Annotated in this window: 16 protein-coding genes; 8 read left to right on the forward strand and 8 right to left on the reverse strand. The window is 59.6% G+C overall.

The window, feature by feature from the left end:
* Positions 1–25: 25 nt before the first annotated feature.
* On the reverse strand, positions 26–325 hold the full coding sequence (rpmB, locus tag BR48_RS0110875) for a 50S ribosomal protein L28 (RefSeq protein WP_027231328.1): 300 nt from the start codon (positions 323–325) through the stop codon (positions 26–28).
* A 278-nt stretch (positions 326–603) separates the two neighbouring features.
* Between rpmB and BR48_RS0110880 the strand changes: the two genes are divergently transcribed.
* Complete coding sequence (locus tag BR48_RS0110880; RefSeq protein ID WP_027231329.1) at positions 604–1,413, forward strand: DUF3108 domain-containing protein; 810 nt, start codon at positions 604–606, stop codon at positions 1,411–1,413.
* A 39-nt stretch (positions 1,414–1,452) separates the two neighbouring features.
* Complete coding sequence (locus BR48_RS0110885; RefSeq protein ID WP_027231330.1) at positions 1,453–2,313, forward strand: EamA family transporter; 861 nt, start codon at positions 1,453–1,455, stop codon at positions 2,311–2,313.
* A gap of 6 nt (positions 2,314–2,319) precedes the next feature.
* Here BR48_RS0110885 and BR48_RS0110890 read toward each other — a convergent pair whose 3' ends face one another.
* Both BR48_RS0110890 and gloB read right to left on the reverse strand, forming a co-directional pair.
* Positions 2,320–2,751, reverse strand: coding sequence for a cupin domain-containing protein (locus tag BR48_RS0110890; protein WP_027231331.1), 432 nt, complete (start codon positions 2,749–2,751; stop codon positions 2,320–2,322).
* Positions 2,751–3,521 (reverse strand): hydroxyacylglutathione hydrolase, encoded by a 771-nt coding sequence (gene gloB, locus BR48_RS0110895; protein WP_027231332.1) that lies wholly within the window; start codon positions 3,519–3,521, stop codon positions 2,751–2,753. Before gloB ends, BR48_RS0110890 begins: the two co-directional genes overlap by 1 nt.
* A gap of 146 nt (positions 3,522–3,667) precedes the next feature.
* On the opposite strand from gloB, the gene BR48_RS0110905 reads away from it, so the two are divergent.
* The gene (locus BR48_RS0110905) at positions 3,668–4,414 is read left to right on the forward strand and encodes a class I SAM-dependent methyltransferase (RefSeq protein WP_027231333.1); all 747 of its coding nucleotides are present in this window, start codon (positions 3,668–3,670) and stop codon (positions 4,412–4,414) included.
* Here BR48_RS0110905 and metW read toward each other — a convergent pair.
* Positions 4,411–5,025 carry a methionine biosynthesis protein MetW gene (gene metW, locus BR48_RS0110910; RefSeq protein ID WP_027231334.1) on the reverse strand — a complete coding sequence of 205 codons (615 nt, stop codon included), beginning with the start codon at positions 5,023–5,025 and terminating at the stop codon, positions 4,411–4,413. The two genes, BR48_RS0110905 and metW, sit on opposite strands and share 4 nt — an antisense overlap.
* A complete protein-coding gene (locus BR48_RS0110915) occupies positions 5,022–6,209 on the reverse strand; it encodes a homoserine O-acetyltransferase (RefSeq protein WP_051614875.1) in 1,188 nt (395 codons plus the stop codon). Before BR48_RS0110915 ends, metW begins: the two co-directional genes overlap by 4 nt.
* A 223-nt stretch (positions 6,210–6,432) precedes the next feature.
* Here BR48_RS0110915 and hisC point away from each other — a divergent pair, with 223 nt between their 5' ends.
* From hisC to BR48_RS24340, 4 genes are all read left to right on the forward strand, one after another.
* Positions 6,433–7,539, forward strand: coding sequence for a histidinol-phosphate transaminase (hisC, locus tag BR48_RS0110920; RefSeq protein ID WP_027231336.1), 1,107 nt, complete (start codon positions 6,433–6,435; stop codon positions 7,537–7,539).
* 3 nt (positions 7,540–7,542) lie between these two features.
* The gene (locus BR48_RS0110925) at positions 7,543–8,475 is read left to right on the forward strand and encodes a prephenate/arogenate dehydrogenase family protein (RefSeq protein ID WP_027231337.1); all 933 of its coding nucleotides are present in this window, start codon (positions 7,543–7,545) and stop codon (positions 8,473–8,475) included.
* Between the two features lie 64 nt (positions 8,476–8,539).
* On the forward strand, positions 8,540–8,800 hold the full coding sequence (locus tag BR48_RS0110930) for a type II toxin-antitoxin system ParD family antitoxin (RefSeq protein ID WP_027231338.1): 261 nt from the start codon (positions 8,540–8,542) through the stop codon (positions 8,798–8,800).
* On the forward strand, positions 8,797–9,036 hold the full coding sequence (locus tag BR48_RS24340) for a type II toxin-antitoxin system RelE/ParE family toxin (protein ID WP_051614768.1): 240 nt from the start codon (positions 8,797–8,799) through the stop codon (positions 9,034–9,036). Before BR48_RS0110930 ends, BR48_RS24340 begins: the two co-directional genes overlap by 4 nt.
* 2 nt (positions 9,037–9,038) lie before the next feature.
* On the opposite strand, the gene BR48_RS0110940 is transcribed toward BR48_RS24340, so the two are convergent.
* Positions 9,039–10,076, reverse strand: a complete 1,038-nt coding sequence (locus BR48_RS0110940; RefSeq protein WP_027231339.1) for a DUF2125 domain-containing protein — start codon at positions 10,074–10,076, stop codon at positions 9,039–9,041.
* A gap of 42 nt (positions 10,077–10,118) precedes the next feature.
* Here BR48_RS0110940 and BR48_RS0110945 point away from each other — a divergent pair, with 42 nt between their 5' ends.
* Positions 10,119–10,640: a gamma-glutamylcyclotransferase gene (locus BR48_RS0110945; protein WP_027231340.1), complete on the forward strand. Its 522-nt coding sequence runs from the start codon at positions 10,119–10,121 to the stop codon at positions 10,638–10,640.
* A gap of 53 nt (positions 10,641–10,693) precedes the next feature.
* On the opposite strand, the gene BR48_RS0110950 is transcribed toward BR48_RS0110945, so the two are convergent.
* Both BR48_RS0110950 and BR48_RS24345 read right to left on the reverse strand, forming a co-directional pair.
* Positions 10,694–11,479, reverse strand: coding sequence for a 1-acyl-sn-glycerol-3-phosphate acyltransferase (locus BR48_RS0110950; RefSeq protein WP_027231341.1), 786 nt, complete (start codon positions 11,477–11,479; stop codon positions 10,694–10,696).
* Between the two features lie 83 nt (positions 11,480–11,562).
* Positions 11,563–12,264, reverse strand: a complete 702-nt coding sequence (locus BR48_RS24345) for a YdcF family protein (protein ID WP_245273365.1) — start codon at positions 12,262–12,264, stop codon at positions 11,563–11,565.
* Between the last annotated feature and the right edge of the window lie 89 nt (positions 12,265–12,353).

Here is a 12,353-nt window from a genome sequence, read left to right on the forward strand (position 1 = left end):
CAATCAAATGGAAGCCGCTGCCTGATCAGGCAGCAATAGGCGCCTCGAGAAGCTTCTTGGCGATCTGGCGCTTCAAAAGACGAGCGCGCTGCGACAATTCCTTCTCGTCAGCCTTGGCCAGGAACGCGTCCAGACCACCGCGATGCTCGACACTGCGCAGGGCATGAGCCGAGACGCGCAGACGGAAGCTCTGACCGAGAGCTTCGGAGATCAGCGTAACGTGGCAGAGGTTCGGCAAAAAGCGGCGGCGCGTTCTGTTGTTCGCATGGCTCACATTGTTACCGTACTGTACCGATTTAGCGGTCAATTCACATGTGCGGGACATTGGGTCTCACCTTCAAATTTCATTACCTATAGCCCGAATGTTTCTTGTTACCATCGCACGTCGCCGTGCAGCGGCGCGCTTATCGGACAGGCGGCCTATTGGGAAGTCGCGTTTCTATAGTGATATGAGCCGCGCGCGTCAAGTCTACTTCTGCTGCCGGCTGCGAAGTTTGGCACAGCTCTTGCGTGGCAGGCCGTCAGTTCACATCTTTATCACAACTTTGCCTGCTTTCTACGTTCGAACCGGAGAAAGGGACGCGCACCGACGGGAATGACAGAATGAAGCCTACCCGGCACCTTGCCATCCGAAGACTAGCTCTCTTTCCGTTGGCCGCCGCCGCGCTTATCGGGGCCGTGCCGGCACATGGGGCGCAGTCGTTCAAGACCGACTACCGTGTGTCGATATATGGCTTGTCGATCGCAAAGGCGAGTTTTTCGACCAGCGTTGAGGAAAATGGTGCCTACAAGGTCACGGGCAAGCTTTCGAGTTCCGGCCTTGCCAGTATTTTCGACGATACGAACGGCAATCTGGACGTCACCGGGCACCTTGCCAAGAACGGTCCTGTGCCGAATTCCTATGAGGTGAAGTACCGGCACGGCGACCGCGACAAGCTGACCTCGATTGCCTTCACCAATGGCAATGTGACCAATACAACCAACGTTCCGCCCATTAATAGCAAGAAGAAGAACTGGGTGGAGCTGACGCCTGCCGATCTCCAATCCGTTGCCGATCCCATATCCGGAGTGATGGTTGCGGCGGATCGTCCCGATGAGGTCTGCGCCCAGACCTTGCATCTTTATGACGGGCAGACGCGCGTCGATCTCAAGCTGTCGCCATCAGGTGGTGTCGCCCCCTTCGCGACCCGCGGCTTCAAAGGCGATGCCATAACGTGTACCGCGAAATTCGTCCCGATCGCCGGCTATCAGGCGGGCCGCAAGGCGATAGAATATCTGAAAAACTCCAGCAAGATCAGTCTCACCTTTGCTTCGCTGGGCAAGTCAGCTATCTATTCGCCCGTGCAGGCGAGGATCGGCACGCAGATCGGTACGGTTACCGTTTACGCGACCCGTTTCGAAAAGACAAAATAGCGCGGCCGGGGGCGGTCGTTTCGAAATTGGGGGCGCCGCGTGGCCACGTTCGTCGGGTTTCTTGCGATTATCATGTGGGCAATGCTTGCCCTTTTCACCGATGTGTCAGGCAAGGTGCCACCATTCCAGCTCACAGCCATGACCTTCGCCATCGGTACGAGTCTCGGTCTGATTTCCTGGCTTTGGCGTCCCGGCGCTGCACGCAACCTGCGCCAGCCGGCAAAGGTCTGGCTGCTGGGTATAGCCGGCCTCTTCGGCTACCACTTCCTCTATTTCACCGCGCTTCGGAATGCCCCTGCGGTAGATGCAAGCCTTATCGCCTATCTCTGGCCACTCTTTATCGTTGTCGGCTCCGCGCTCATGCCGGGCGAGAAGCTGCGCTGGTTCCACATCGTCGGTACGCTGCTTGGCCTGTCTGGAACAGTGCTGATCATTACCAAGGGTGGCGGCTTCGGCTTTGATGCGCAATATGGCTTCGGCTATGCCATGGCCGGGCTGTGCGCGCTCACATGGGCTGCCTATTCGCTGCTGTCGCGGCGCTTCGCCCATGTGCCGACCGATGCCGTGACCGGCTTTTGCGCGGCGACATCTGTCCTCTCGCTCGTCTCACACCTGATGCTTGAACAGACGATTTGGCCGGAGGGCGCGGTTCAGTGGCTGGCGGTGCTCGGCCTCGGCCTCTTCCCGGTCGGCGCCGCCTTCTACGTCTGGGATTACGGCGTCAAGCACGGCAACATCCAGGTGCTGGGCGCAGCAAGCTATGCTGCACCGTTGCTTTCGACCCTTGTCCTCATCATTGCCGGGGTGACGGAGCCGACCACGCGTGTCATGCTCGCCTGCCTGCTCATCACGCTCGGGGCGGTGCTGGCAGCCAAGGAAATGCTGTTCAAGCGCCGATAAAAAACATCAGGGTTCCCAGCCGGGCTCCGCAAGCTCGAACTGGGCAAAATCAAAGCCCGGTGCGACGGTGCAGCCGACAAGCGTCCAGTCGCCGGTTGTTTGTGCACTCTGCCATTGTCCCGCCGGAACGACCGCTTGCGGCCGTTCCCCCGCGGCAAGATCAAGACCGAGGCGGTGGGTTTCGCGCGCTCCATCGGCAGATGCAATCGCCAGCAACAAGGGCGCGCCGCCATACCAGTGCCAGACTTCGGCGGCGTCCTTGACCCGGTGCCAGGCCGACACCTCGCCCTTTTCGAGGAGGAAATAGATTGCCGTCGAATGGCCGCGACCGCCGACCGGCCATTGCCTGTTATCGCGAAACGTCTGCACGTAGGAGCCGCCCTCGGGATGCGGCGCAAGTCTAAGGTAGCTGCGGATGGCCTCGGGCGTCAGCGTCATCAGAACACATCCTTGCGCTTGCGGATTTCGGCGAACACCGCCTCGTCGCTGGCGTTTTCCATCTTCAGGTTCTTGCGGATAACGGGATCATGGGCGCGCAGGAATGGGTTGGTCGCCATCTCGCGCAGGATCGTCGTCGGCAAGGTTGGCAGGCTCGACTCGCGCAAGGCCATGATCTCCTTGGCGCGCTCCTTCAGCGCCGAATTGTCGGGATCGATTGTCAGGGCGAAACGCGCATTGCTTTCGCTATACTCATGCCCGCAATAGACCTGGGTTTCGCCGGGTAGCGCCATCAAGCGCTGCAACGACTGAAACATCGTCGATGGTGTCCCTTCGAAGAGCCTGCCGCAGCCGAGCGAAAACAGTGTATCTCCCGTGAACACGACCTTGCCGTTTGGTATGTAATAGGAAATCTCGCCTGCCGTGTGCCCGGGTGTCGAAATGACCTCGACCTCGAAGTTGCCGAACGCAAAGCGCTCGCCGTGCTTCACGGCGCGATCAATCCCCGGTATTTTTGAACGCTCGTCGGCGGGCCCGATGATTTCGGACCCGAAACGTTTCTTGAGGGCAAGGTTCGCCTCTACGTGGTCGCCATGATGATGCGTCGTAAAGATGTGGGTCAGCTTCCAGCCACGCCGCTTCAGGCCATCGAGGATCGCCGCTTCTTCGGGCGCATCGATCGACGCAGTGAGGCCAGCGTCCGGATCGTGGATCAACACGCCGAAATTATCGCTGCGTGCCGTGAATTGTTCGATTTGGAGATTGGACATGATCGTTCTCTTGGAGAAAGGGGAGTCGAAACAGGATAGCCTTGCTACTGAGCGGCGCAACCCACCTGTCCCTAGAAGTTTCATGTTCATGTTGGCGATACTCGTATCTGCTTCTATTTAAGGCAGGAACGCTTTAGGTTGCCCGCATGCATCTCGACATTATCGATCTCCGCGCATTCTACGCATCGACGCTCGGCCACCTGACCGAGCGTTCGATTACGATGGCACTCGCTTCGATCTGGCCGAAACTGCCGGGAGAAAGGCTCGTCGGACTTGGCTACGCCGTTCCCTATCTCGACCGGTTTCGCGGCGATACGGAGCGTACGTTTGCCTTCATGCCGGCTGGGCAAGGCGCCGCGAGCTGGCCGCCTGCGGAGCCTTCCGCCACGGCATTGATCTTCGAAGAGGAATTGCCGCTGCCCGATTCTTCCGTAGATCGGATTTTAATGGTGCATGCGTTGGAGCATGCGGAAGACCCGCGCGAAACGCTCAAGGAAATGTGGCGCGTGCTGGCGCCCAACGGCAGGCTGGTCATTGTCGTGCCGAACCGGCGCGGCCTGTGGGCGCGCTTCGAGCATACGCCCTTCGGCAGCGGCAGGCCCTATAGCGGCGGGCAGCTGACGCGGCTCCTGCGCGAGGCAAACTTCACGCCGGGTCCCTGGGCAGAGGCGTTGTTCTTTCCGCCGTCGTCGAGGCGCTCCGTCATGCGGCCGTCGCCGCTGTTCGAGCGGGCGGGCCGGCGCTTCTGGCCGATGTTCTCGGGCGTTCACATCGTCGAAGCGCAAAAGCGAATCTACCAGGGCCTGCCGGTTGCGCAGCGTTCTTCGCGGCGCGTTTTCGTTCCGGTACTGTCACCGTCAGGTACGGCCAGTGCCCGGCGGGATGGGATCTAACGCTTGAGCAGAAACACGGCCTGCTGGCCGAATAGGTTCCAGAATCCCCACGGCATGTTGAAGCCGAGCCGTTGGCCGAGCGCATTGAGCGCGACGGCGGATTCCACCTCGGCCCCGACTTCCCTGGTCATGTCGACAAAGTCTCTGATTGTGCAGAAATGGATGTTCGGCGTGTCATACCAGCTATAGGGAAGATCCTTGGTGACCGGCATGCGCCCGTTAAGGGCAAGCGAAGTTCGCACGCGCCAGTGGCCGAAATTGGGGAAGGATACGATTGCGCGCTCGCCGATGCGCAGGAGTTCGGTGAGGACGTTTTTCGGATTGCGGGTCGCCTGCAGGGTCTGTGACAGGATCACATAGTCGAAGCCGGAATCGGGGTAGTATTTGAGATCGCTGTCGGCATCGCCCTGGATGACCGAAAGGCCGCGGGCCACCGATTCATTGACGCCCTTTTGCGATAGCTCGACGCCACGGCCATCGACATTTTTTGCGCTCTGCAGCAATTCGAGGAGTTCGCCATCGCCGCATCCTACATCGAGGACGCGGGAACCGGGTTTGACCAGCGAGGCGATGACTTCGAAATCGACGCGGGCATTGGTGTTGACGCTCATTGGGCCAGGAGCCCCTTGGCGCGCGCCGCCGAACGAATGAAGCCGTTGATGGCCGAAAACATCTCCGGCTCATCAAGCAGGAAGGCATCATGACCGCGATCGGATTCGATCTCGACGAAAGACACCGAAGCACCCGCGGCATTCAGGGCATGGGCGACTGTGCGGCTTTCGCTCGTTGGAAACAGCCAGTCGCTGGTAAACGATACGATGCAGAAACGTGTTTTCGACCCGGCAAAGGCGTCGGCAAGGCGCCCCTCGTGCTCGGCCGCCAGATCGAAATAGTCCATGGCGCGGGTCATGTAGAGATAGGAGTTCGGATCGAAGCGGTCGACGAAGCTCATGCCCTGATAGCGCAGATAGCTTTCGATCTGGAAATCCGCATCAAAGCCGAACGTGACGTTTTGCCGGTCCTGAAGATTGCGGCCGAACTTTCGATGCAGGGCAACTTCCGAAAGATAGGTGATGTGCGCAGCCATGCGTGCAACGGAGAGACCCTTGCGGGGCACTGTCCCTGCTTCGAGATAACGCCCTTCCTTCCACTCGGGATCGGCCATGACCGCCTGGCGGCCGACTTCGTGGAAGGCGATGTTCTGCGATGAATGCCGCGCGCCTGTCGCAATCGCCACTGCGGCGAACACCCCATCTGAATGGCTCGACGCCCATTCGAGCACCTGCATGCCGCCCATCGATCCGCCGATGACGGCAAAGAGTTGCTTGATGCCGAAATGGTCGATGAGCATGGCCTGAGCCCGGACCATATCGGCAATGGTTATGACGGGCAGATCGAGCGCATAGGGCTTGCCTGTCTCCGGATTGATCGATGCGGGGCCAGTCGATCCGAGGCAGCCGCCAAGGACGTTGGAGCAAAGCACGAAATAGCGGTCTGTATCGACAGGCTTTCCAGGTCCGACGAGCGTCTCCCACCATCCGGGCTTTCCTGTCACCGGGTGCACGTTGGCAACGTGCTGATCGCCGGTGAGCGCGTGGCAGATCAAAATGGCATTGGACTTGTCGGCGTTGAGTTCGCCGTAGGACTGGTAGGCCAGGCGGAACGGAGACAGGGACACGCCGCTATCAAGATGCAAGGGCTTGTCCGCCCCGAAATCCACCACGGGACTATGGGGATTGGTCGCCTCCTGAATCTTCTGATCGGTCGTTGCTGATGCTCGGCTGGCTTTGGTCATCTTTACGCGAAAATTGAGCAAGATGCCGGTAGCTATGGTTGCGGTAGAGACAAAGTCAATGGTTACTTTGGTGCTGGCCGTCATCCATGGCGATCAAGGCCAAGAAGGTGAAATGCCATTTTTCTCGACATCCGCCCCGTGTGCGGCTATGTCCGCACGGTTGCTTTCCAGTGAACGACGAGCATTGCCCCTCGAAACGTACGATGCCACGGAACATAGAATCATGACGACGACGCTTAAAGACCTACGCCCAACCCCCAAAGCCGGTGTGCTCGACATCGAGGCCTATGTGCCCGGCAAGGAACATGCGCCGGGTGTCGCGAAGGTTCACAAGCTCTCGTCCAACGAAACTCCGCTTGGCGCCAGCCGGCACGCGATCGAAGCCTATGGCGCCGCGGCGGAACGGCTGGAAATCTATCCGGACGGGCAGGCGACCGCGCTGAAGAAGGCGATCGCCGAAATGCACGGCCTCAATGCCGGCAATATCCTGTGTGGCAATGGCTCCGACGAACTGCTCGGACTGATCTGCCAGACCTATCTCGCTCCCGGCGATGAGGCCGTTTATACCGAGCATGGCTTCATGGTGTACAAGATCTACATCATGGCGGCTGGCGCAACGCCTGTCGTCGCCAAGGAAAAGACCGAGCAGGCGCATGTCGATTCCATTCTTGCCGCAGTGACGCCGCGCACCAGGATCGTATTCCTGGCCAATCCGAACAACCCGACCGGCACCTACGTGCCATTCGAGGAAGTGCGCCGGCTGCATGCAGGGCTGCCGAAGAACGTTCTTCTCGTACTTGATGCCGCCTATGCCGAATATGTGCGTCGCAACGATTATGAAGCCGGGGTCGAACTCGTCTCGAACTTTGAAAACGTGGTGATGACCCGAACATTCTCGAAGATTCACGGGCTTGCCGGCCTGCGCATCGGCTGGATGTTTGCGCCCGCCCATGTCATTGACGCGGTCAACCGCATTCGTGGTCCTTTCAACTTGAACTCGGCGGCGATCGCCGCCGGCGCCGCGGCGATCCGCGACCGCGCCCATGTCGATGCGGCCGTCGCATTCAACGAGAAGTGGCTGCCGTGGCTGACCGAGCAACTGACGGCGCTGGGGCTGCGGGTCACGCCATCTGTCGGCAATTTCCTGCTCGTGCATTTCCCGGCCGATCCGGCAAAGTCGGCCGAAAAGGCCGACGCCTACCTGACGAGCAAGGGCTATATTTTGCGCCGCGTCGGCGGATACGGATTCCCCAACGCGCTGCGCCTTACCATCGGATCCGAGGAAGCCAATCGCGGCGTAGTCGCCGCACTCGCAGAATTTCTGAAGTAGACCATGTCCAAAATCCACTTTGACACAATCGCACTGATCGGCATCGGCCTCATCGGTTCTTCCCTTGCGCGCGTCATCAAGCGCGAGGGCCTTGCCGATCATGTCGTCATCTCCACACGCAGCGCCTCTACGCTTTCCCGGGCCAGGGAACTGGGGCTTGGCGACAGCTACACGCTCGACACCGCCGATGCGGTAAAGCAGGCCGACCTGGTGATCATTTCCGTGCCGGTCGGCTCCTCCGGCGAAGTTGCGCGACAGATTGCCGGGTCGCTTAAGCCTGGCGCCATCGTCACGGATGTCGGCTCGACCAAGGGTTCTGTCATTACACAGATGCAGCCGGAACTTCCCGCAAGCGTACATTTCATTCCCGGCCATCCCCTGGCGGGTACTGAATATTCCGGACCGGATTCAGGCTTTGCCGAACTCTTCAACAATCGTTGGTGCATTCTGACGCCGCTCGAAGGTACCGACCCGGACGCGCTCGACCGGTTGACGAAATTCTGGGAAGCGTGCGGCTCGCGGCTCGATACGATGGATCCTGTGCACCACGACCGGGTGCTCGCCATTGTCTCGCACCTGCCGCACATCATCGCCTACAATATTGTCGGCACCGCCAGCGACCTTGAGGAAGTGACGAATTCCGAAGTTATTAAATACTCGGCCTCGGGTTTTCGCGACTTCACGCGCCTTGCGGCCTCCGACCCGACAATGTGGCGGGACGTCTGCCTCCACAACAAGGAGGCGATCCTCGAAATGCTCGCACGCTTCTCGGAAGATCTATCCTCGTTGCAGCGGTCGATCCGCTGGGGCGACGGCGATGCCCTCTTCAGCCTGTTTACGCGCACCCGCGCGGTGCGCCGCGGCATCATCGACGCAGGGCAGGAAATCGACGCCCCCGATTTCGGCCGCCAGAAGGCAAGCCAGCCGGGGAGTTAGAGCGATCGATAGAAGGCGCTTGATAACTATTATCGATTATTCATAATAGTCGAGAGGTGAAGCCATGGCACATAGTGTTGAACTGGGAAATTTGGAGGCGGTCGTTGAGCGCCTTATCAAGAGCGGGCGCTACAATTCGAAGAGCGAGATACTGCGCGAAGGTATTCGCCTCGTCGATGAACGTGAGAAGCGTCTGGCTGCGCTGGACGCAGCCCTGGCACGAGGTCTTGAAGACGTTGAGGCGGGCCGGGTCAGGCCTGCGCAGGATGTCTTCGACGAGTTGAAGGCCCGCTACACCGCCATGGCAAAAGAACGCGGCTTTTGAAGCTTGCCTTCACAGACGCCGCGCGAAGCGACTTATTGTCGATTGGCGATTACATCGCAGACGACAATCCCTGGCGAGCGGTTACATTCCTTGAGGAGTTGGAGGCGCGATGCGCGAGCATCGTGGATTTCCCGAATTCGCCTGCGGTACCGGCCGACAAGGTAGGGGAATCAGGTGCGCCGTCCACAATGGACCATGAGAGGGTACTTTTTGCAGGCGATCCGTCGTCCCAATAAAGTCACAGCGCCGGCAGGCGGCCGATATTAATAAAGCCGACGGACATTTTTCCGTTCTTCACACTGATCGGCAGTGTCGGTGCACCGTTGGCGTCGCGCGGCGCAAAGGCAAGCGCCTGCAGCACGGTCGAAATCGTATTGCCGGCCTCGGGAACGATGTCCTGGACGGCCTTGGCGAAGCCCTCCGGGTTGCGCAATGTCACGCGGAATTCGCCGGTGATGCGCCCATCTTCAGCCACCGAGAACGGTCCGGTAATGCCGACGCCGCTGCCGTCTTCAAAGGAGAGATCGACCTTGCGCAAAGTGCCTGATTGCCCGCGCAGGACAGTCGGGTTGCGCTCGGTTTTACCCAGAAGCGCGAAACCGTTGGCAAGTCCGATGTCCGCAGCGCCGGTGAGTTCAGGCAGCGAACGGTTGGGAACGACGTTATCGGCGAGCTTGAGCTTGTTGAAACTGAGCGAGACATCCATCTGCGGATCATTGGCGCGAAAGTCGAGCTGCCCGCTTCCCACGACGGCGATTGGCGCCGCGCCCGGATCACGCCCGCTCACGACGACATTCTTCCCGTCGATCGTGATTTCCTTCGGAAGCGGCCGGTCGAGACGGATACTGGAGGTCAGGCCGTCCCACTTGGCATCAAGTGGAATAAACCCCGGCAGATCGAGCGCAGCAGGCCCCTCGATGACGCTGTTGATACGCATTGGATCGTAAAGCTGTGCCGCCGAGCGGAAGCTTCCTGCTGTCACTGAAAGATTTTTTGCCTTGTCGGCCCAGCCGACCTTGGTGCAATCGAGCCCGACGCGCAGGGGGAAGCCGCTGGCCCTTGCGTTCTCGCAAGTCGCGTCAATGCCTCTTTCCTTGAAGGCGGCGATGTTGGTCGCAACACGGGTCTCGAGCTCGCGGGCGAGGTAGTACCAGCCGGCCGTGTAGATCACGCCAAGCACGACAAGCCCGCCGATAAGAAATTTCAGCAGCCTGCGCGGCTTCTTGACAGTTTCGGGGGTGCTTGACGGCATGGTCCGGCTCTCGCTATCGATCATGAGGAAGCTCCGCTGGGTGGGAGTACAGCTATCAGGATGGATATGGGCGATTTTTGGGTCTTTGGCTACGGATCTTTGATGTGGAAACCCGGCTTCGCTCATGTGGAGACCACCCATGCGCGGCTCCACGGCTATCGGCGCGCGCTTTGTGTGCGTTCCTACGTTCACCGTGGCACGCCGGAGCGACCGGGCCTCGTCCTCGGGCTTGATCGAGGTGGGTCATGTCTCGGCATGGCGTTTCGCGTGCCTGGAGAGCTAGAGGATGAGGTTGTGGCGTATCTGCGCGAGCGCGAGCTTGTGACCCATGTTTATCTCGAACGCCGCCTCGGCGTACGCCTTGCGGACGGCCGCAAGGTCGAGGCGCTAACCTACATCGTGGACCGCGACCATGTGCAATATGCTGGGGCACTGTCCGTTGAAGATGCGGCAATGGCGGTCCGCGGTTCGGTCGGAAAATCCGGCCGTAACGAAGACTATGTGCACAGTACGCTTGAACATATGCGCAAGATGGATATTCGGGACCATTGGATGGAGGCAGTCGCGGCTGCTGTCGACCAGGGCTGACGCCTGGTCCTGAGGCGAGGCTCGAGGGCGTGGCAACTCGTAATATGGAATAATCAAACCTCGACGCCGAGTTCCTTCAGCCGCTGGACCGCCGTTGGCGGCATTGGCGGCGGGTTGTCGGATTTCGCCGTTGCGATCAATAGCTCGTCGCATGCAGCTTCCGTGACCTCTTCCAGCTTTTTGAGGAAGGCGTCGTTGTCGAGACCCGGCTGGATCGGCGGCAGGATACGGCAGCGGATTATTCCGGGGTAGCGCAAGAATTTGCGGCGCGGCCAGAAAAGCCCGGCATTATGGGCAATTGGCACCACAGGGACGCCGAGTTCGCCATAGATGTGGGCAACGCCGTATTTGTAATGCGGCGGAGCACCGGGAGCCGTCCGGGTACCCTCCGGGTAGATCATCAGCTGCCGGTTGTCCGCAATGGCATCGCGAGCACCCCGTACTGCAGCTTTCATCGCCGCTGAACGCCTGCCGCGGTCGATCGGCACCATTTTCATCTTGGCGATATACCAGCCGAATAGCGGGATCCACGTCAGTTCGCGCTTGAGAATATAGACCGGGTCGGCGATGTGCGGCAGGAAGGCATAGGTATCCCAGAACGACTGGTGCTTCGGCGCGCAGATATAGGGGCCGTCCGGGAGGTTTTCCAACCCTTCGATCAGCGGCTCCGCGCCCGCAATGACCTTCTGCAGCCAGAGATTGGATCTTGCCCAATTCTTGGGGATGATCCAGGCTTGCTTGCGCGGGCTGAGGAAGTAGAAGGGCGTGAAGATGATCATCTGGATGATCAGGTTGAGATAGAAGGCGGTGTTGAAGAGAAGTGACCGGATGATCGTCATGAGGGTCTCTGGTGCTGTCGGCTTGCGGTCTTCGTTATACCAATTCAGCGTGGCCGTGAACCGGCAAACCGGCGCCCGTGAAATTACCCCTTGAAACGGTGCAGAAGTGACGCGGTGGCATCGGACAGACTGTCGGGCAGATTGGAGCGCAGGACAGCGCCGAGATATTTGACGTATTCGACGAAGAGTACGCGCACGATCAGGCCGCGCGATATCCAGTCGCCATCACGCAGGTTGGTGTTGATGATCGGATAGGGAATGAATTCGATATCCTGCGAAGCATGGGTGAGTTCGAACATGGTGCGCGGGATGTGGTAATTGTTGGTGACCACGATCACCCGCTTGTAATTGTTCGCATTGGCCCATTTGACGCTCTCTTCGGCATTGCCGATGGTGTCGAGTGCCGAACGGTCCAGATCGACGCAGCAGTCGAACAGTTCCGCATCGCCGCCCGTGACCCTTTGCAATTCGGCGCGGTTGGCCGAGGCATGAACGCCGCTGATGAAAAGCCGCTTGCCGCGCTTGTTCTTGAGCAGGTCGAGCGCCCCCTCGATACGCGAATAACCGCCCGTGAGAACGACGATCCCATCGGCCGGCTCGGTCAAATCGGGCGGTTCCATCATCGTCACCCGATCGCTGAAAATGATGAAGCCGCCGATGAACAGTCCGAGGGCAAGAATTGCGAGGACGAACAAAGGCAAGACGATGCGATTGCGGACGAATGTCACGACCCGCCCATCACGTCTCATATCGTCGGAATCCTGGTTGCCGTTGCTGTCGTTCACGCCGTTCATCTTGCGCGCAAATTGCCTTGTCTGAGATATGTCTTTCAAATGGAGGTCAACCGCGGCCTTGCAGGGGCCTTTTGCCAAAT

The sequence above is a fragment of the Phyllobacterium sp. UNC302MFCol5.2 genome (assembly GCF_000686005.1).
Taxonomy (GTDB): domain Bacteria; phylum Pseudomonadota; class Alphaproteobacteria; order Rhizobiales; family Rhizobiaceae; genus Phyllobacterium; species Phyllobacterium pellucidum.

What these genes read in the sequence shown, in the direction of transcription:
- gloB (WP_027231332.1), bottom strand. Translation starts at nt 3,521, where the DNA reads ATGTCCAATCTCCAAATCGAACAATTCACGGCACGCAGCGATAATTTC.
- rpmB (WP_027231328.1), bottom strand. Translation starts at nt 325, where the DNA reads ATGTCCCGCACATGTGAATTGACCGCTAAATCGGTACAGTACGGTAAC.
- BR48_RS0110890 (WP_027231331.1), bottom strand. Translation starts at nt 2,751, where the DNA reads ATGACGCTGACGCCCGAGGCCATCCGCAGCTACCTTAGACTTGCGCCG.
- BR48_RS0110915 (WP_051614875.1), bottom strand. Translation starts at nt 6,209, where the DNA reads ATGACCAAAGCCAGCCGAGCATCAGCAACGACCGATCAGAAGATTCAG.
- BR48_RS0110945 (WP_027231340.1), top strand. Translation starts at nt 10,119, where the DNA reads ATGGGCGATTTTTGGGTCTTTGGCTACGGATCTTTGATGTGGAAACCC.
- BR48_RS0110925 (WP_027231337.1), top strand. Translation starts at nt 7,543, where the DNA reads ATGTCCAAAATCCACTTTGACACAATCGCACTGATCGGCATCGGCCTC.
- metW (WP_027231334.1), bottom strand. Translation starts at nt 5,025, where the DNA reads ATGAGCGTCAACACCAATGCCCGCGTCGATTTCGAAGTCATCGCCTCG.
- BR48_RS0110950 (WP_027231341.1), bottom strand. Translation starts at nt 11,479, where the DNA reads ATGACGATCATCCGGTCACTTCTCTTCAACACCGCCTTCTATCTCAAC.
- BR48_RS0110880 (WP_027231329.1), top strand. Translation starts at nt 604, where the DNA reads ATGAAGCCTACCCGGCACCTTGCCATCCGAAGACTAGCTCTCTTTCCG.
- BR48_RS0110905 (WP_027231333.1), top strand. Translation starts at nt 3,668, where the DNA reads ATGCATCTCGACATTATCGATCTCCGCGCATTCTACGCATCGACGCTC.
- BR48_RS0110930 (WP_027231338.1), top strand. Translation starts at nt 8,540, where the DNA reads ATGGCACATAGTGTTGAACTGGGAAATTTGGAGGCGGTCGTTGAGCGC.
- BR48_RS0110940 (WP_027231339.1), bottom strand. Translation starts at nt 10,076, where the DNA reads ATGATCGATAGCGAGAGCCGGACCATGCCGTCAAGCACCCCCGAAACT.
- hisC (WP_027231336.1), top strand. Translation starts at nt 6,433, where the DNA reads ATGACGACGACGCTTAAAGACCTACGCCCAACCCCCAAAGCCGGTGTG.